This is a genomic window from Rubrivivax gelatinosus (assembly GCF_004340905.1).
GTDB classification, from domain to species: Bacteria; Pseudomonadota; Gammaproteobacteria; order Burkholderiales; family Burkholderiaceae_C; genus Rubrivivax; species Rubrivivax gelatinosus.
In genome coordinates, this window is sequence record NZ_SLXD01000009.1 from 74,284 (window position 1) to 93,750 (window position 19,467).

At 69.5% G+C, this 19,467-nt stretch carries 11 protein-coding genes; all 11 read left to right on the forward strand.

What is annotated here, in order from left to right; all coding sequences use genetic code 11:
- Positions 1–35 precede the first annotated feature (35 nt).
- The 11 genes from EV684_RS14685 to EV684_RS14735 all read left to right on the forward strand — a co-directional run bounded on the left by EV684_RS14685 (position 36) and on the right by EV684_RS14735 (position 19,435).
- Complete coding sequence (locus tag EV684_RS14685) at positions 36–497, forward strand: CBS domain-containing protein (RefSeq protein WP_132648038.1); 462 nt, start codon at positions 36–38, stop codon at positions 495–497.
- 55 nt (positions 498–552) lie between these two features.
- Entirely contained in the window at positions 553–1,662 is a 1,110-nt protein-coding gene (aroC, locus tag EV684_RS14690) for a chorismate synthase (protein ID WP_132648039.1), read from the forward strand.
- The gene (locus tag EV684_RS14695; RefSeq protein ID WP_132648040.1) at positions 1,659–2,831 is read left to right on the forward strand and encodes an MFS transporter; all 1,173 of its coding nucleotides are present in this window, start codon (positions 1,659–1,661) and stop codon (positions 2,829–2,831) included. The genes aroC and EV684_RS14695 overlap by 4 nt, the downstream gene beginning before the upstream one ends.
- Positions 2,832–2,912: 81 nt before the next feature.
- Positions 2,913–5,315 carry a putative bifunctional diguanylate cyclase/phosphodiesterase gene (locus EV684_RS14700; protein WP_132648041.1) on the forward strand — a complete coding sequence of 801 codons (2,403 nt, stop codon included), beginning with the start codon at positions 2,913–2,915 and terminating at the stop codon, positions 5,313–5,315.
- A 160-nt stretch (positions 5,316–5,475) separates the two neighbouring features.
- The gene (locus tag EV684_RS14705) at positions 5,476–6,639 is read left to right on the forward strand and encodes an efflux RND transporter periplasmic adaptor subunit (protein WP_207184359.1); all 1,164 of its coding nucleotides are present in this window, start codon (positions 5,476–5,478) and stop codon (positions 6,637–6,639) included.
- Between the two features lie 3 nt (positions 6,640–6,642).
- Positions 6,643–9,864 carry an efflux RND transporter permease subunit gene (locus EV684_RS14710; protein ID WP_132648042.1) on the forward strand — a complete coding sequence of 1,074 codons (3,222 nt, stop codon included), beginning with the start codon at positions 6,643–6,645 and terminating at the stop codon, positions 9,862–9,864.
- Positions 9,865–10,024: 160 nt separating this feature from the next.
- Entirely contained in the window at positions 10,025–12,607 is a 2,583-nt protein-coding gene (locus tag EV684_RS14715; RefSeq protein ID WP_132648043.1) for a type I restriction-modification system subunit M, read from the forward strand.
- A complete protein-coding gene (locus EV684_RS14720; protein WP_165908497.1) occupies positions 12,600–13,868 on the forward strand; it encodes a restriction endonuclease subunit S in 1,269 nt (422 codons plus the stop codon). The genes EV684_RS14715 and EV684_RS14720 overlap by 8 nt, the downstream gene beginning before the upstream one ends.
- Before the next feature lie 14 nt (positions 13,869–13,882).
- Positions 13,883–15,451 (forward strand): Fic family protein, encoded by a 1,569-nt coding sequence (locus tag EV684_RS14725; RefSeq protein ID WP_132648045.1) that lies wholly within the window; start codon positions 13,883–13,885, stop codon positions 15,449–15,451.
- Complete coding sequence (locus EV684_RS14730) at positions 15,448–18,720, forward strand: type I restriction endonuclease subunit R (RefSeq protein WP_132648046.1); 3,273 nt, start codon at positions 15,448–15,450, stop codon at positions 18,718–18,720. Before EV684_RS14725 ends, EV684_RS14730 begins: the two co-directional genes overlap by 4 nt.
- Positions 18,710–19,435: a M48 family metallopeptidase gene (locus EV684_RS14735; protein WP_132648047.1), complete on the forward strand. Its 726-nt coding sequence runs from the start codon at positions 18,710–18,712 to the stop codon at positions 19,433–19,435. Before EV684_RS14730 ends, EV684_RS14735 begins: the two co-directional genes overlap by 11 nt.
- The last annotated feature ends 32 nt before the right edge of the window (positions 19,436–19,467 follow it).

The following is a 19,467-nucleotide window of genomic DNA, read 5'->3' on the forward strand; positions in this document are numbered from 1 at the left end:
GCAGGAGGGCGCCGATTGTGGGCTATATTGACCGCATGAAAGTCACCGACATCCTGCGCGTCAAGGGCAACACGACCTACACGGTTTCGCCGGACCAGCTGCTCGCCGACGCGATGAAGTCGATGACCGAGTTCGACGTCGGTTCGCTGGTCGTCATGGAGCACGGCGACCTGGTCGGCATGCTGACCTTCCGCGAGGTGATCTCGGCGGTCGTCGAGTGCCACGGCAACGTCGGCAACCGCCACGTGCGTTCGGTGATGGACGACGCGCCGCTGACCTGCACGCCCGAGACCAACATCGACGAGGTGCGCCGCATGATGCTGCTGCGCCACGCGCGCTACATGCCGGTGCTGGACCACGGCACGCTGATGGGCGTGATCTCGTTCTACGACGTCGCCAAGTCGGTGGTCGACGCGCAGGACTTCGAGAACCGCATGCTGAAGGCCTACATCAAGGACTGGCCCGAGGAAGACGCCTCGGCGCGGCCGACGGCCTGAGCGGCCCGGCCGGGGGCCGCCGCATAGAATCCGCTGCCCCCAACGCAGCGTTCCCATGTCCGGCAGCACCCTCGGCGAACTCTTTCGCGTCACCAATTTCGGCGAGAGCCACGGCCCGGCGATCGGCTGCGTCATCGACGGCTGCCCGCCCGGCCTGGCGCTGTCCGAAGCCGACATCCAGCCCGAGCTCGACCGCCGTCGCCCCGGCACCAGCCGCCACGTCACGCAGCGCCAGGAAGCCGACCGGGTGCAGATCCTGTCGGGCGTCTACGAAGGCCTGACCACCGGCACGCCGATCGCGCTGCTGATCCAGAACACCGACCAGCGCAGCAAGGATTACGGCAACCTGCTGGACACCTTCCGCCCCGGCCACGCCGACTACGCCTACTGGCGCAAGTACGGCCTGCGTGACCCGCGTGGCGGCGGGCGTTCGTCGGCACGCACCACGGCGCCGACGGTGGCGGCTGGCGCCGTCGCGCGCAAGTGGCTGCGCGAGCGTCACGGCTGCACCTTCACCGGCTGGATGAGCGCACTCGGCGAGATCGAGATCCCGTTCGAGGACGAGCGCCACATCGGTGCCAACGACTTCTTCGCCGCCAACGCCAGCGACATCCCGCGGCTGGAGGCCTACATGGACACGCTGCGCAAGGCCGGCGACTCCTGCGGCGCACGCATCGAGGTGCGCGCGCGCGGCGTGCCGGCGGGCCTGGGCGAGCCGCTCTATGACCGCCTGGACGCAGCCATCGCCCACGCGATGATGGGCCTGAACGCCGTCAAGGGCGTCGAGATCGGCGCCGGCTTCGCCTGTGTCGCCCAGCGCGGCAGCGAACACGGCGACGAGCTGACGCCCGAGGGCTTCGCCAGCAACCACGCCGGCGGCGTGCTCGGCGGCATCTCCACCGGGCAGGAGCTGGTGGTGCGCCTGGCGATCAAGCCGACGAGCTCGATCCGCATCGCCCGCGCCTCGATCGACCGCGCCGGCCAGCCGACGACCGTCGAGACCCACGGCCGCCACGACCCCTGCGTCGGCATCCGCGCGACGCCGATCGCCGAGGCGCTGCTGGCGCTGGTGGTGATGGACCACGTGCTGCGCCAGCGTGCGCAGTGCGGCGACGTCGAGCTGCCGATCCCGCCGATCCCCGCGGCCCGGCCGGCCGGCGCTTGAGCCCCGCGCCCACCGGGCTGCGCGCCTTCGGCGCGGTCTGGTTCGTCTATTTCGCCGGCATCGCGCTGTTCAACCCCTACGCGCCGCTCTGGTTCAAGGAGCTGGGCTTCTCGACGCTGCTGATCGGCGCGGTGGCCTCGCTGCAGAGCTGGACCCGCGTCGTCGCGCCCTACGGCTGGGGCTGGTGGGCCGACCACGGCGGGGGCCGCGTGCGCCTGATCCGGCTGGCCGCGGCGATCGCGCTCGCGGCAGCGGCCGGTTTTCTCGTCGCCCGTGGCGAATGGGCGGTCGCGGCCTGCACTGCGGCGCTGTTCCTGGCCAACGGCGCGATCGTGCCGCTGTCCGAAGCCGCGCTGGCCGCGCGGCTGAGCGCCGGCGGCGGCTTCGACGCGAGCCGCTACGGCCGTGTGCGTGTCTGGGGCTCGATCGGCTTCGTCGTCTCGGTGGTGGCCGCCGGCGCGCTGCTGCAGCGCCAGGGCATCGCCCTGTTCCCGCTGCTGCTGTGCGCGCTGTACGCGCTGCTGCTGGGGGTGGCGCTGCGCCTGCCCGGCGGCGGCGCCGATGCGGCGCCCACCACGGCGCCGCCGCCGGTGCTGCCGGTGCTGCGCCGGCCGGCCGTGGCCTGGTTCTTCGCCTCGGTGGCGCTGACGGTGCTGGCGCACACCGCGCTCTACGCCTTCTTCTCGCTGCTGCTGGACGCGCGCGGTTACCCCAAGAGCGCCGTCGGCGCGCTGTGGGCGGTGTCGGTGCTGGTGGAGATCGTCTTCTTCTGGTTCCAGGGCCAGGCGCTGGGGCGTTTCGACGCCTACCGCTGGCTGCAGTGGGCGGGGCTGGCGTCGGCGCTGCGTTTCGCGCTGACGGCCGTCGCCGGGGCGTCGACGGCGCTGCTGGTGCTCGCCCAGTTGCTGCACGCGCTGACCTTCGCGGCCCACCACGCCGCCAGCATCGTGCTGGTGAGCCGCCACTTCCCGGGCGCGCTGCGCACGCGCGGCCAGGCGCTGTACTCGGTGCTCGGCTACGGCGTTCCGGGCGTGATCGGCGGGCTGGCCGGCGGCTGGGTGGCCGAGCACCACGGGCTGTCCACCGTCTTCTGGCTGGCGGCCGTTGCCGGCCTCGGCGGCGCTGCGGCGGCGGCCAAGGCGTCGAAATGTGACGTCGAGGTCACGTAACCCGCTTCAGACTGAAGCCGCGAGCGCCGATAACCGGGACGGCGAATCCTGCGCCGGCCGGCCCCTACCGCACCTGACCCGATGGAACCCAGCACGTCGACCACGCCCGCCAGCGTCGACCGCGCGCACCGGCGCATCCGCCATGCGCTGCTGTTCACCTTCGTCGCGCTGGTGGCGCTGGCAGGTTTCCAGTCCTGGTACAACGGCCGCCTCGAACGTGTGCGCGCGCTGGACGCCGACCTCGTCGGCCTGGCCGGCACGCAGCGCATCTTCTGCCAGCAGATCGGCCGCCTGGCCGCGCTGGCCGAAGGGGGCGAACTGCGGTCGGGCGGCGATGCCCAGCTGATCTCCGACGCCATCGAGCGCTCGCGCAGCGACGCCCTGCTGGTCGAGACCCTGCTGTCGGCGCAGCGCGTGCTGTCCGGCCGCAACGAGGCGGCGGTGGCGGCGGCGCTGTCGCGCTGGCAGGACACGCGCGAGCGCCTCTGGTACCGCGCCGATTCGATGGTCCGGCACCTGGGCCTGCACGACGGCGAGGGCATCACGACGGCCGCCTATGCGCTGCAGGCGGAGATCGAGCCGGCGATCGCCGCCGCCGATCTGCTCTACCAGCGTCTGCAGGAGGCCTCGCAGTCGCGTGCCGTGCACCAGGCCCGCATGCTGCAGTGGGGCGTCGGCCTGACGCTGCTGGTGCTGGCGGCGGTGGTGATGCTGGTCGCGGTGCCGACGGCGCGCGCCCTGCGCACCCAGGTGCAGCGCCTGTCGGCCCAGACGCGCGAGCTGCGCCGCCTGGCGCAGATCGTCTCGCGCACCGACAACGGCGTCATCGTGTCCGGGCTGGACGGGCGCATCGAGTGGGTCAACGACGGCTTCGTGCGCCTGACCGGCTGGTCGGCCGACGAGGTGCGCGGCCGCCCGGTCGATGTCGCGCTGCACAGCGCCGACAACGACCCGGCCGACGTCGCGCCCTACCACGAGGCGCTGCGCACGCGCGGGCCGGCACGCTTCGAGGTGCTGACCCGCCGCAAGCACGCGAGCGACGGCTGGTTCGAGGTCGACCTGCAGCCGATGCTCGACGAAGACGGCGGGCACTGCGGCTACGTCTTCCTGGCCACCGACGTCACCGGCCGCCACGAGCTGAGCGAGCGCCTGCGCCAGGCCGCCAGCACCGACGCGCTGACCGGCCTGCCCAACCGGGCCGCGGCGATCCAGCGCCTGCACCGTGCGATCGGCCACGCGCGCCGCCACCCGGGCTACGGCTTCGCGGTGCTGTTCATGGACTTCGACCGTTTCAAGCAGATCAACGACACGCTCGGCCACCACGAAGGCGACGGGCTGCTCAAGCAGATGGCGCAGCGCATCGAGCTGGCGCTGCGTCCGGGCGATGCGGTCGCACGGGTCGGCGGCGAACACACCGCGGCGCGCCTGGGCGGCGACGAGTTCGTCGTCGTGCTCGATGGCGTCGCCGGCGCCGAGGCGGCACGGGCGATCGCCGAGCGGCTGCTGCTCGACCTGGCCGAGCCCTACACGGTGGATGGCCGCTCGGTGCAGTCGACCGTCAGCATCGGCGTCGTCGTCGCCGGCGCCGACGCACGCAGCCCCGACGAGCTGCTGCGCGACGCCGACACCGCGATGTACGAGGCCAAACGTGCCGGCCGCGACTGCTGCATGGTCTTCGACCCGGCGATGCACGAACGTGTCGTGCGCCAGCTGGAGAACGAGAACGACCTGCGCCGCGCGCTGCGCGAGGACGAGCTCTTCGTCGTCTACCAGCCGATCGTCGCGCTGCCGGGCGGCCGCGCCACCGGCGTCGAGGCGCTGGTGCGCTGGCGTCACCCGACCCGCGGCGTCGTGTCGCCGGCCGAGTTCATCGCCGTGGCCGAGGAAGTCGGCCTGATCGACCAGATCGGCGAGTACGTGCTGCGCGAGAGCTGCGCGCGTTTTGCCGACTGGCGCTCGCGCCTGGGGTCCCGGGCGCCGGGGCAGCTCAACGTCAACCTGTCGCGCGCCCAGCTGCGTTCGCCGGGGCTGGTCGAGCAGGTGCGCGCCACGCTGGAGCGGCACGGCCTCGCGCCGGGCCTGCTGCAGCTGGAGGTGACCGAGACGCTGGCGGCGCAGGACGAGGGGGTGCAGGCGACGCTGCGTGCGCTCAAGCAGCTGGGCGTGCGCCTGGCGCTCGACGACTTCGGCACCGGTTACTCGTCGCTCGCCTGTCTGCACCTGCTGCCGGTGGACACGGTGAAGATCGACCGCAGCTTCATCGCCCACGCCGAGACGGTGGAGTACCACCGCGTGCTGATCGAGGCCACGATCCGGGTCGCGCAGTCGCTGGACATGGTGACGGTGGCCGAAGGCATCGAGACCGCCGGCCAGGCGGCGCTGATGACGCGGCTGCGCTGCGACCACGGCCAGGGCTGGCTCTACGGCCGTCCGGTCGAGGCGGCCGAACTCGAGCGCCGCATCACCGAGGCGACGGCGGCCTGAGAGGCCCTGCGCCGCCGTTCGTCGCCGCGGCTTGCCGTCCGTCGGCGCGTCCGGCAGCTGATGCCGCCGCCGCTGCGCTTCGTCGCAGCGCCGTCAGGGGCATCGGCCGCCTTCCTACACTGCGAGCCGCTGCCCGCCAAGGGCGGCCAGGAGGCATTCGATGAGAACGAGAACCTGGGTGTCGGCCGCCGTCGTGCTGGCACTCGCCGGCGGCGGTGCCGCCGTCTGGATGAAGAACGCCGGGGGCAAGCCCGCCGACAAGCCGGCCGGCCCGCCGCCGCTGGAGTTTGTCGCCCGCGAGGTGACGCTGCCGCAGCGCGCCTCGATGCCTGAGCGCATCGAGTTCTCCGGCCCGCTGGTTGCGCCGCAGACGGCCATCGTGCGCGCCAAGGCCGCCGGCACGCTGCTGGCGCTGGAGGTCGCCGAAGGCAGCCGCGTCAAGGCCGGCCAGCCGCTGGGGCGCATGGACCTGTCCGAGCTGTCCAGCCGCGTCGCCGAGCGCGACGCCCAGCTCGCCGCCGCCAAGGCCACGCTGGTGCAGGCCGAGCGCACGCACGAGTCCAACGAACGCCTGGCGCAGCAGAAGTTCATCTCGCCGATCGCGCTGGAGAACTCGCGCGCCGCACTCGAGACCGCACGTGGCGCCTTCGACGCCGCCGGGGCGGCGCGCGACACGGTGCGCACCACGATGCGCGAGGCCGCGCTGGTGGCGCCGATCTCGGGCATCGTCGCCAAGCGCCACGCGGTGCCCGGCGAGAAGCTGGCCGAGGAGCAGCAGCTGCTGACCATCGTCGACATCCGGGAGCTCGAGCTTGCCGGCAGCGTCGGCACGCACGAGGTGGGCAAGCTGACGCCGGGCATGACGGCTGAAGTGCGCATCGAAGGGCTGGCCGAGCCTTTTGCCGGCCGTATCGCGCGCATCGCGCCGGCCGCCGAGGCCGGCACGCGTTCGATCGGCGTGACGATCGCGCTGGACAACCCCGGCGAGCGCCTGCGCGCCGGCCAGTACGCCGTCGCCGCGGTGACGCTGAAGGATGCCGCCGAGCGCCTGACGCTGCCGGTGGACGCGGTCGCGCGTGTCGGCGGCCAGGACCACGTCTGGGTCATCGAGAACGGCGTGCTCGCGCGCCGTGCGGTCAAGCTCGGCCGCCGCGACGACGCCGCCGGCCGTGTCGAACTGCTGTCGGGCGTGCCCGAGAAGGCGACGGTGCTGGCGATGCGCTTCGACAACCTGCGCGAAGGCGCCAAGGCGCAGGTCGCCACGGCCGGCAGCGCGGGGTCGGTGGCCTCGGCGGCTTCGGCGCCCGACACCCGCGTGGAGTAAGGCATGTGGATCACCCGCGTCGCGATCCGCAACCCCGTCTTCGCGACCATGGTCATGGTCGCGCTGTGCGTGCTGGGGCTGTTCTCCTACGTCCGCCTGGGCGTCGAGCAGATGCCCGACATCGCGCTGCCCGGCGCCTACGTCGAGGTGTCGTATCCGGGCGCCTCGCCGGAGGCGGTGGAGCGTGAGGTCACCAAGCCGCTGGAGGAGTCGGTCAACGGCATCGCCGGCGTCAAGCGCCTGACCTCGCGCAGCTTCGAGGGCCGCAGCCAGACCAGCATCGAGTTCACGCTGGACACCGACATGGGCCGCGCGATGCAGGACGTGCGCGACCGCGTCGCCGCCGCCCAGGCGCGTTTCCCCGACGACGCCGAGCCGCCGCTGATCAACCGCTTCGACAACGAGAACTCGCAGCCGGTCGTCGCGCTGGCGCTGCTGTCGGACACGCGCAGCCAGCGCGAGCTGTCGATCATGGCCGACCAGGTGGTCAGCCGGCGGCTGCAGCGCGTGGAAGGCGTCGCGCGCGTCGACGTCAGCGGCCTGGCGCTGCGCGAGGTGCGCATCGACCTGGACCCCGAGCGCCTGCGCGCCTACGCGGTGACGCCAGCCGAGGTGGCTACCGCGCTGGACGAGGCCAACGCCGACGAGCCGGTGGGCCTGCTCAGCAACGATCGCGCCGACGCCCTCCTGCGCGTCGAGGGCCGCGTGCGCGACCCGCGCCAGTTCGAGCAGGTCATCGTCGCCCACCGCAACGGCCTGCCGCTGCGCCTGGGCGACCTGGGCCGGCTGGTCGAGCGCGAGCGCGAGCCCGACTCCTTCGCCCGGCTCAACGGCCGCACGGCGATCAACTTCAACGTCTTCAAGCAGCAGGACGCGAACATCGTCGCCACCGGCGAGAAGGTGAAGGAGGCGATGGACGAGCTCGGCCGCACGCTGCCGCCGGACACCAAACTCGAGCTCGTCTACGCCGCCAGCGACTGGGTCAAGGGCTCGCTGGTCGGCCTGCGCCACACGCTGATCGAAGGCGCGCTGCTGACGGTGGCCATCGTCTTCCTGTTCCTGCATTCGTGGCGCAGCACGGTCATCACCGGGCTGACGCTGCCGATCGCGGTGATCTCCAGCTTCATCGCCGTGCACGCCTTCGGCTTCACGCTGAACTTCATGACGATGATGGCGCTGTCGCTGTGCATCGGCCTGCTGATCGACGACGCGATCGTCGTGCGCGAGAACATCGTGCGCCACGTGCACATGGGCAAGGACCACTACACCGCCGCCGACGAAGGCACGCGCGAGATCGGCCTGGCGGTGATGGCGACGACCTTCGCGCTGTGCGCGGTGTTCGTGCCGGTGGCCTTCATGGGCGGGATCATCGGCAAGTTCTTCTACCCCTTCGGCATCACCGTCGTCGTCGCGGTGCTGGTCAGCCTCTTCGTCAGCTTCACGCTCGACCCGATGCTGTCCAGCGTCTGGCGCGACCCGCCGTCGGCGCGCCTGGCGCGGCTGCCGGTCATCGGCGCGATGCTGCGCGGCGTCGACCGCGGCATGGACTTGCTGCACACGGTCTACGAGCGCCTGATCCACTGGGCCTTCGGCCCGAAACGCTGGCGCCTGTTCGGCGTGCCGGCCTTCGCGCGGCCCTTCGGCGCCGACGGCCTGCGCGACCGCAGCCAGCGCCGCCGCTGGCGCTGGGCGACGCTGACGCCGCGAGGCGTCGTGATGGCCGCCGGCGGGGCGAGTTTCGTCGGCGCGCTGATGCTGGCGCCCCTGGTCGGCTCGGAGTTCGTGCCGCAGACCGACGAGGGCTTCACGCAGCTGTCGATCCGCATGCCGGTGGGCTCCAGCCTGGAGCGCAGCGACGCCAAGGTGCGCCAGGTCGAGGAGATCGTCGCCTCCTTCCCCGAGGTCAAGAACGTCGCCACCACGGTCGGCGGCCAGGGCGCGGGGCTGTCGACCGGCCGCAACCAGGCGGTGCTGAACATCAGCCTGCTCGACCGGCGTGAGCGCTCGCGCACGCAGAAGCAGGTCGAGGACGCGATGCGCGAGCGCATCGCGGCGATCCCGGGCATCGAGACCTCGGTCGGCTTCGACCGCCCGATCTACGTCGCCATCCTCGGCAGCGACCCCGAGGGCCTGGCGCGCGTGGCCAGCGACTTCGCCGAGAAGGTGAAGAAGATCCCGGGCATCGCCGACGTCGAACTCTCGGTCAAGCCGGGCGTGCCGGCCTACGCGGTGCGTCTGCTGCCGGCGGCGGTGCGCGAGCTCGGCCTGACGGCGCCGCAGCTGGCGTCCAGCCTGCGTGCCTACGTCAACGGCGAGGCCGCGACCTACTGGACGACGCCCGACGGCGAGCAGGTCGAGGTGCTGCTGCGCCTGCCGCAGGCCTCGCGCGAGCAGCTTGAGCAGATGCGCAAGCTGCCGGTGGCGTTCGCCAAGGACGGCACGCCGATCCCGCTGGACGCGGTGGCCTCGATCGAGTCGGTGGTCAATCCGGAGGTCATCCGGCGCCAGAACCTGCAGCGCCGCGAGGCGATCTTCGCCGGCGTGCAGGGCCGCCCGGCGGGCGACGTCGGCGCCGACGTGCAGAAGCTGATCGCCGAGACTTCGCTGCCGCCGGGTTTCAGCTTCGACGTTGGCGGCCAGACCAAGGACCAGAACGAGGCCTTCCAGGGCATGCTGGGCGCGATGGCGCTGGCGGTGATCTTCATCTACATCGTGCTGGCCAGCCAGTTCGGCAGCTTCGTGCAGCCGGTGGCGATCATGGCCTCGCTGCCGCTGTCGCTGATCGGCGTGATGATCGCCTTGCTGGTCTCGGGCTCGACGCTCAACGTCTTCTCGATGATCGGCCTGGTGATGCTGATGGGCCTGGTGACGAAGAACGCGATCCTGCTCGTCGACTTCGCCAACCACGCGCGGCGCGACGGCGCCAGCGTGCACGAGGCGCTGCTGCAGGCGGGGCTGACGCGCATGCGGCCGATCGTCATGACGACCGCGGCCATGGTCTTCGGCATGCTGCCGCTGGCGCTGGCCTTCAACGACGGCGGCGAGATCCAGGCGCCGATGGGCCGCGCGATCATCGGCGGCGTCATCACCTCGACGCTGCTGACGCTGGTCGTCGTGCCGGTGCTCTACAGCTACCTGGTGCGCGAGCGCAGGCCGAAGCCGGCGCCGGCGGTCGAACCGGGCGGCGGGGTGCTGCCGGCGGGGGCGAGCGCCGACCGCGACTGAAAGAAGAAGGCCGCCCGAGGGCGGCCTTCTTCCTGGTGCGTGGGTATCGGGCCGTGCTGGGGCGCACTGCGCGCCGATGACTTTGACGGCATCCCTCTCGGCGCTGCGTGCGCTTGAGAGAATCAGCGGCTGTACTTCTTGATCCGCCCCTCCCGACCGCATGCCTCACCAACGCCTCACCCTGGCCCGCCTGGAGCAGTTGCTGCTCACCGCCTGCGACGACCTGCGCGGCAACATGGACGCCAGCGAGTACAAGGAGTACGTCTTCGGCATGCTGTTCCTGAAGCGCGCCAGCGACCTGTTCGAGCAGCGCCAGGCCGAGATCCGCCAGCAAGGCGCCGACGAGGGCGCCAGCCAGGCCGACATCGACTACAGCCTGGAGGACCCGGATCAGTACTCGGGCCAGTTCTTCTACGTGCCGCCGCGCGCGCGCTGGAACACGCCCTGGACCGACCCCGAGACCGGCATCCGCCACCCGGCGCTCAAGCACATCAAGGTGAACGTCGGCTCCATGCTCAACAAGGCGCTGGAGGCGCTGGAAGAGGCCAACGCCGACGCGCTGCAGGACGTGCTGAAGGGCACGATCAACTTCAACAAGAAGATCGGCTCCACCACGCTGGACGACGACACGCTCGTCAACTTCATCCAGAACTTCGACAAGATTCCGCTGAAGGACGAGGACTTCGAGTTCCCCGACCTGCTCGGCGCGGCCTACGAATACCTGCTCAAGGACTTTGCCGACCAGGCCGGCAAGAAGGCCGGGGAGTTCTACACCCCGGCCGAGGTGGTGCGCGTGTGCGTGGAGGTCTGCGACCCGCAGGAAGGCATGCGCGTCTACGACCCTACCTGTGGCAGCGGCGGCATGCTGATCCAGGTGCGCGACTACCTGCGCGAGCATGGCCGCAACGCGGCCAACACGTCGCTGTTCGGGCAGGAGAAGATGGGCACCACCTGGTCCATCTGCAAGATGAACATGCTGCTGCACGGCATCCCCGATGCCGACATCCGCCAGCAGGACACGCTGCGCGAGCCGCAGCACCAGGACGAAGACGGCCAGTTGAAGCGCTTCGACCGCGTGCTGGCCAACCCGCCGTTCAGCCAGAACTACATCAAGAAGGACATCAAGTTCCCCGGCCGCTTCGCGGTCTGGCTGCCCGAGAAGGGCAAGAAGGCCGACCTGATGTTCGTGCAGCACATGCTGGCGGTGCTGAAGTCCGACGGCAAGCTGGCCACGGTGATGCCGCACGGCGTGCTGTTCCGCGGCGGCGAAGAGCGCGAGGTGCGCCGGCAGTTCATCGAGCGCCGCGTGCTCGAGGCCGTGATCGGCCTGCCGGCCAACCTGTTCTACGGCACCGGCATCCCGGCCTGCATCCTGGTGCTGAACAAGGCCGGTGCCGCCACCCGCGAGCACGCCCTGTTCATCAACGCCGACCGCGAGTACCGCGAAGGCAAGGCCCAGAACCACCTGCGGCCCGAAGACATCGACAAGATCGTGCACGTGTACCGCGCCGGCCAGGACGTGCCGGCCTACGCCCGCCGCGTGCCCTATGCCGAGATCCTGGCCGAGGACTGCAACTGCAACATCCGCCGCTACGTGGACAACGCGCCGCCGCCCGAGCCGCACGACGTGCGCGCCCACCTGCACGGCGGCGTGCCGGTGACCGAGATTGCCGCGCTGGCGCACTTCTGGAGCAACTACCCTGGCCTGCGTGAAAGCTGCTTCGTGCCGCGCGCTGCTGACGCCCTCCCTCTTGCACCGGGAGAGGGCCGGGGTGAGGGCGTGCACCGCGGTTATGCCGACTTCAGCCCCGCGCTGGCCGACAGGCGGGCTGTTCAACCGCTGGTGGCGCAGCACCCCGGCGTGCAGCAGCGCCATGCCGAGTTCATGGCCCAGCTCGAAGTCTGGTGGCGGCAGCAGCTGCCGGTGATCGACGCGCTGGCGCCTGACCCCGGCAAGCAGCAGGGTGCGCCACACAACGTGTATGCGGTGCGTGCCACGCTGCTGGACAGCATCGAGCGCGTGTTCGGTGGCCAGCATCTGCTCACCCGCTACCAGGTGCGCGGCGCGTTCGCCAACTTCTACAAGCAGCTGTCGGCCGACTTCAAGTCCATCGCCGCCAGCGGCTGGGGCGCCGAGCTGATCCCCGACCAGGACATCCTGCAAAGCCAGTTCCCGCAGGTGCTGGCCGAACTGGAGCAGCAGCACGCGCGCCTGGCCGAGCTGCAGGCGCTGTTCGCCGCGGCGGGCGAGGAAGACTTCGAGGACGGCGACGGCACCGGCGTGCTGCCGCCCGAGCAGGTGAAGGACCTGAAGGCGCAGCTCAAGGAAGCCAAGGGGCTGGTGAAGCTGGCGAAGAAGGACCGCGACTTCGGCGACTGGACGGCTCACCAGGCAGAAGCCGACCGGCTGGACGCGCTGCTGGCACGGCACAAGGCGCTGGAGGAAGAGGCCAAGGGACTGAAGGCGCGCATCAAGAGCACCGAGAAGAACCGCGACGAACTGGTGGAACAGGCGCGCCAGCGCATCGGCCGCGGCGAGGCGCGGCAGGTGATCCTGCGGCGACTGCAGGCGGTGCTGATGGAGACCTACGCGCAGTACCTGCGGGCGGATCGGCGGGCTTGTGTGGTGGCAATCGAGAACTTGTGGGGAAAGTACGCGGTGACGGCGGCGGAGTTGGAAGGTGAGCGAAGTCGGTCCGCTCGCGTTCTTTCTGAGTTTCTTTCAGAGCTTGGCTATGAGTGAGCTGCTTCCGCGAGGCTGGCGAGAGCACTCGTTTGGCGATCTGTGCGAGCGAGTGGTCAATGGCGGGACGCCATCGACCGATGTTCCGTCGTACTGGGGCGGTAAGACTCCGTGGGTGACTGGCGCAGACTTCACTACGCACGGGATAGGCGAAATCCGGCGCTTCGTGACGGACCTCGGTATTCGATCAAGCCCCGCTTCCGTGGTCAGGGCGGGTAACTTGCTAGTGGTCACCAGGACGGGGGTTGGAAAGCTGGCCATCGCGCCATTTGACATCGCAATCAGCCAGGACGTTACCGGCGTCTACCTCGATCGAACTCGTGCCGATGTGGGGTTCGCCTATCACCTTCTTTCTCGCGAGCTTGAGGAACTGAAGAAGCTGAACCAGGGCACCAGTATCAATGGCATCGTCCGCTCGGATCTCGAGGGGCACCTGGTTCGCATCCCCGGCAGCCTGCGGGAGCAGCAGCGTATCGCCGCGATCCTCGCCAGCCTCGACACCGCCATAGAAGCCACCGAAGGGCTGATCGAGAAGCACAAACAGATCAAGGCCGGGCTGATGCACGATCTGTTCACGCGGGGAGTGGACGATACGGGACACATCGGGCCGGCGGCCCAAAATCTCCCGATGGGCTGGCGGTGGGTCCCACTGGGCCAACTCGCCCAGATCGTCAGCGGCGTGACGCTGGGAGGCAAGGGGCCGGAAGCCGGTGTCACCGTGCCTTACCTCCGCGTGGCCAACGTCCAGGACGGTTATCTTGATCTCGCCGAGGTCAAACCCATCTGTGTTCTGCCCTCCGTGCTCGAGCAGCTGCGACTGCTGCCGGGCGATGTCCTGATGAATGAAGGTGGTGACTTCGACAAACTTGGTCGAGGCACGGTCTGGGGCGGTGAAATCGAGAACTGCATTCACCAGAATCATGTCTTCCGTGTGCGTACCAATCGAGCTTCGCTGTTGCCGGAGTACCTGGCTTTCCACTCCGAGTCCGCATACGGCAAACGCTACTTCTTGATCAGTTCCAAGCAGTCGACGAATCTTGCGTCGATCAACGCAACGCAATTGCGCAACTACCCGATCGCTTTGCCGCCGCTTGATGAGCAGGCGCGAATCGTCCAGCAGATCAGTGCGGCCAACGCATATCGGCTTGGGCTGGGGCGCGCCATCGAAAAGCTCCGCATGCAGAAACAAGGCCTGATGCAAGACCTCCTCACCGGCAAAGTCCGCGTGCCGCTGCACGAGCCCGAACCCGCCGTCGCCTGAGCCACACTCCGGCCATGCCCGCCACGCTGCCGATCAAGCTCGACGACCTGCTGCAGCAGCGCACGGTCGAAGGTGAGCGCATCGAATACAAGGCCGGCTGGAACCCCGACGCCGTGCTGCGCACGCTGTGCGCCTTTGCCAACGACTTCGCCAACCTGGGCGGCGGCTACGTGGTCATCGGGCAGGACTGCGACGCCGCTGGCCGCCCCATCTTCCCGCCGGCTGGCCTGGCCGAGAACCAGCTGGACAGGATCCAGCGCGAGCTGCTCGCGGCCTGCCAGCTGATCCAGCCGCCTTATTTCCCGCTGCTGAGCGTGGTGCAGGTGCAGGGCCGCCACCTCATCGTGCTGCAGGCGCCTGGCGGCATGAACCGGCCCTACAAGGCGCCGGCGTCCGTGGCGGCCAGACACAAGAGCTGGCACTACTACATCCGCCGCTACAGCAGCACCGTCGAAGCCAAGGGCGAGGACGAGCAGGAACTGCTGGGCCTGGCGGCCAACGTGCCCTGGGACGACCGGCTGGCGCAACAGGCCCGGGTGGAGGACCTGTCGCACCCGCTGATGCTGGCGTACCTACACGAGGTGGGCAGCGCGCTGGCCGACGATGCCTCCGGCCTGTCCCTGGCCGAACTCGGGCGGCAGATGAACGTGGTGGGCGGGCCCAGCGAAGCGCCCTGGCCGAAGAACGTGGGGCTGCTGTTCTTCAACGAAGCGCCGGACCGTTTTTTCCCCTGCACCCAGATCGACGTGGTGTGGTTCCCCGAGGGTGCCGGCGGCGACCGCTTCGACGAAAAGACCTTCAAGGGCCCGCTGGCGCGCATGACGCGCGAGGCGCTGGCCTACATCCAGCGCAACTACCTCACCGAAACCGTGCTGAAGCACCCCGACCGGGCCGAAGCCACGCGGGTCTGGAACTTCCCCTACGTGGCCATCGAAGAGGCTTTGGTCAACGCCGTCTATCACCGTTCGTACGAAGAGCGCGAGCCGGTGGAGGTGCGCATCAGCCGCGACGAACTGGCGATCCTGAGCTTTCCCGGGCCCGACCGATCCATCCGCCTGGCGGACTTCGAGGCCGGCCGGGCCGTGAGCCGGCGCTACCGCAACCGCCGCATCGGCGAGTTCCTGAAGGAGCTGCAGCTCACCGAAGGGCGCAGCACCGGTGTGCCCAAGATCCTGAAGGCGATGGCTGCCAATGGCTCGCCGCCGCCGGTGTTCGAGACCGACGACGACCGGGCGGCGTATGTGATCCGGCTGCCGGTGCACCCGCTGGCGCAGGCGGCGGCGCCCGAAGTCACCGGGGAAGTCACCGGGGAAGTCACCGGGGAAGTCACCGGGGAAGTCACCGGGGAAGTCGCTCGCCTGCTGCGGGCCATCGTCGGCGAGATGTCTCGCCAGCAATTGCAGGATGCACTGGGCCTGCGCCATGAAGACCACTTCCGTGCAGCCTACCTGGGGCCCGCGCTGGCCAGCGGCTGGATGGCCATGACCTTGCCCGACAAGCCCCGCAGCAGCAGGCAGCGCTACCGCCTCACGGACCAGGGCCGCCAATGGCTGCAGGCGCACCCGGCCGGTGACCCGTCATGAGCGAGTACACCGAAGTCGAACAGCCCTTCCTGGCGCAGCTGGCCGCCCAGGGCTGGACCGTCATCGACCAGGGCCCGCAACTGCCGCATGACGCTGCGTCCAGCCTGCGCCCCAGCTTCCGGCTCTGGTGGCTGCCCGGCGTGTTCCGGGAGGCGGTGCGCGCTCTCAATACCCTGCCCGATGTTGCCGGCGACGGTACCCCCTGGCTCACCGACCGGCAGCTCGACGAGCTGGAGTCGCAGCTCTTCCGCCAGCCCCTGCGCACGCTGCTGGAAGCCAACCAGGCCGTGCACGAGCTGCTGCTGAAGGCGCAGGTGGACGTGAACGAAGCCACCGGCGAGGTGGACCCGGTGGTCCGGCTGATCGACTTCGTCCACCCCGAGCGCAACCGCTTCCACGCCATCAACCAGTTCCGCATCGCCACGCCGGGCTGCGTGCGCGAGTTCATCGTGCCGGACATCGTGCTGTTCGTGAACGGCATCCCGCTGGCGGTGGTGGAGTGCAAGAAGGGGTCCGCCACCTGTGCCAACCCGATGCAGGAAGCTCATCAGCAACTGCAGCGCTACATGCGCAGGCGGGCCGAGACCGAAGCCGCCGGCCTGAAGGAGGGCGAGCCCAGGCTCTTCCACAGCAACCTGCTGCTGGTGCGCAGCAGCGGGCTGGAGGCGGACTACGGCAGCATCAGCTCCGGCGAGGAGCACTTCTATGCCTGGAAGACGCTGTACCCGGCCGACGATGCCGCCAGGTCCGGCCTGAACCCGCAGCAGCAGCTGGTGGCGGGCCTGCTGCTGCCGGCCAACCTGCTGCAGATCCTGCGTACCTGTACGGTGTTCATGGACACCGACGCCGGCGCGCGTGTGAAGGTGGTGTGCCGCTACCAGCAGTTCCGCGCCGCCGGCAGGATCGTGCAGCGGCTGCGCGCCGGCCGCACGGCGGCCGAACGCAGCGGCGTGGTGTGGCACACGCAGGGCTCGGGCAAGTCGCTCACCATGGTGTTCGTGGCCCGCATGCTGCGCGCCAGCCAGGACCTGAGCGACTTCAAGATCGTGCTGGTGAACGACCGGCAGGACCTGGAGGAACAGCTGGGCGCGACGGCCACGCTGATCGGCGGGCGCGTCAACGTGATCGCCAGCACGCTGGACCTGCGGCGCCACCTGGCCAGCGACAGCTCGGACATCAGCATGGTGATGATCCACAAGTTCCAGGAGCGCGAGCCGGTGCTGGGCAACGCCGTGGCCGAGGCGCTGGGCAGCTACCGGGCCATGCCGGCGGGCAAGACCTTCGGCGTGGTCAATGCCGGCGACCGCATCGTGCTGATGATCGACGAGGCCCACCGCACCCAGGGCTCGGACCTGGGCGAGAACCTGTTCGAAGCCTTCCCCAATGCCACGCGCCTGGCCTTCACCGGCACGCCGCTGATCACCGAACGCCATGGCGAGCGCAAGACGCACAAGCGCTTCGGCGAGTACATCGACACCTACAAGCTGCTGGACGCCGTGAACGACGGCGCCACGCTGCAGATCCTGTACGAAGGCCGCACGGCCGACAGCGCGCTCAACGAGAAGCACGCCTTCGACGAGAAGTTCGAGGACCTGTTCAGAGACCGCAGCGAGGAGGAACTGGCCGCCATCCGCAGGAAGTACGGCGCCACCGGCGACATCCTGGAGGCCAAGGCGCGCATCGCTGCCATCGCGCGTGATCTGGTGCGGCACTACGTGGACAACATCCTGCCCAACGGCTTCAAGGCCCAGGTGGTGTGCCATTCCAAGCTGGCCTGCGTGCGCTACCAGGAGAGCATCGATACCGCCATCGCCGAGCGCCTGGGCGAAGAGCAGGCGAAGGCGCAGCCGGATGCGCAACTGCTGCGCCGGCTGGCCTTCCTGAAGACGGCGGTGGTGGTGTCGTCCGACGGCAGCAACGAAGCGGCCTACATCACCCACGCCCGCAGGCAGGCCGCGCGGCTCAACGCGGTGGAGAACTTCTGCAAGGGCTTCGACCTTGATGATCCGGACAGGGCCAACACCGGCATCGCCTTCCTGATCGTCTGCGACATGCTGCTTACCGGCTTCGACGCGCCTATCGAGCAGGTGATGTACATCGACAAGCGACTGCGCGAGCACACGCTGCTGCAGGCCATCGCGCGCACCAACCGCGTCAAGCGCGGCAAGCAGCGCGGCTACATCGTCGACTACATCGGCCTGGCCAACCACCTGACCGAGGCGCTGACGCTCTACACCGCCAGCGACGAACTGCAGGAACTGCACGACGGGCTCAAAAGCATCAGCACCGAACTGCCGGTGCTCGAAGAGCGCTACCAGCGGCTGCTGCAGCACTTCGATGCCCGCGGTGTCAATGGCATCGAGGCATTCGTGACCGGCAGGCTGGGCGACGTGCGGCAGGACGCTGCGGTGGTGCATGCGGCCGTGAAGGCGCTGGCCGACGAACGCTATCGGGCCGACTTCGAGGTCTACCTGAAGAAGTTCCTGATGAGCCTGGACATCGTCCTGCCGCACGCCTCGGCGCAGGCCTTCCGCGTGCCGGCCAGGCGCTTCGGCTACATCCTGCAGGTGGCCAAGGAGCGCTACAAGGACGAGAGCCTGCAGCTGGGCGACGCGGGCGGGAAGGTGAAGGCGTTGATCAACGAGCACCTGATCAGCCTGGGCATCAACCCCCGGGTGCCGCCGGTGGAACTGCTGGCCGAGGACTTCCTGCAGCGGCTGCAGCAGCACGCCGGGGGCAACGACGAGGCCAAGGCCAGCGAGATGGAGCATGCCATCCGCAAGCACTGCACCGTGCACCACGACGAAGACCCGGCCTTCTACAACAAGCTCTCGGAGAAGGTGGACGCGCTGATCGAGCGTCACCATGACGAGTGGGACCTGCTGGTGGAGAAGCTGCAGGAGCTGCGCGCCGAAGCCGTGGCCGGCCGCAAGCAGGGCGTGCAAGGCCTGGGCACCGAGGCGAGCACCTTCTACGAGCACCTGGCCGGCGTCGCCTATGGCGGTACTGGCGTCGTGGCGGCGGACCTGCCGGCCTTCAAGGTGTTGATGACCACGCTGGTGGAACTGCTGCAGGACAGCATCCGCAGCATCGACTTCTGGCAGAGCGCCGACAAGCAGAAGCGCCTGCGCGGCGAGATCAAGGCTGCAATCGCCCGTGCCGGGCTGCAGGTCGTGCTGACGCAGCGCGAGCGTGTGGCCGTGGAAGTGATGAAGCTGGCGAAGAACCGCCACGACCAACTGCTGAAGGCCGCGAACGATGCAGGCTGATGCCGTACCCATCATCCGCAAGGTGAAGGACATCGAGTACCGCCTGCTGCCCGGCACGGCGCGCCAGACCACCGACATCGTCATCGAGCGCGACGGTTGTGTCACCGTGCGTCCACCCGCGCGCATGACGCCCGAGCAGGTGGACGAGACCGTGCTGAGCCGCAGGCACTGGATCTACCGCAACCTGGCCGAATGGCGCGACCTGAACGCCACGCGTGTGCTGCGCGAATGGGTGAATGGCGAGAGCTTCCTGTACCTGGGAAGCGCTTACCGCCTGTTGCTGGTGATGGAGCAGGACGCGCCCTTGAAGCTGAAGGACGGCCGCTTCTGCCTGCTGCGCAGCGTGGTGGAACAGGGCGGCAAGACGGCCGCTCAGGACGCTTTCCGCGACTTCTACGTCGCCAGAGGCCTGGCGCGCCTCGCCCTGCGAGTCGAGCACTTCGCGCCGCGCGTGGGCGTGCAGCCGGGCCCGTTGCAGGTGAAGGATCTGGGCTACCGCTGGGCCAGCAGCCTGCCTGGCGGAGGCCTGCACTTCCATTGGAAGTGCCTGATGGCTCCGCCCAAGATCACCGACTACATCGTCGTGCACGAGCTGTGCCACATGCACCACCGCGATCACACCGACCTCTTCTGGAACGAGGTGGACAAGGTGATGCCGGACTACCGCGAGCGCAAAGCGTGGCTGCGGCAGCGGGGGGCCGGGATGGATCTGTAGTGCGACTCCCGGCGAGAGCCGGGACACATCGT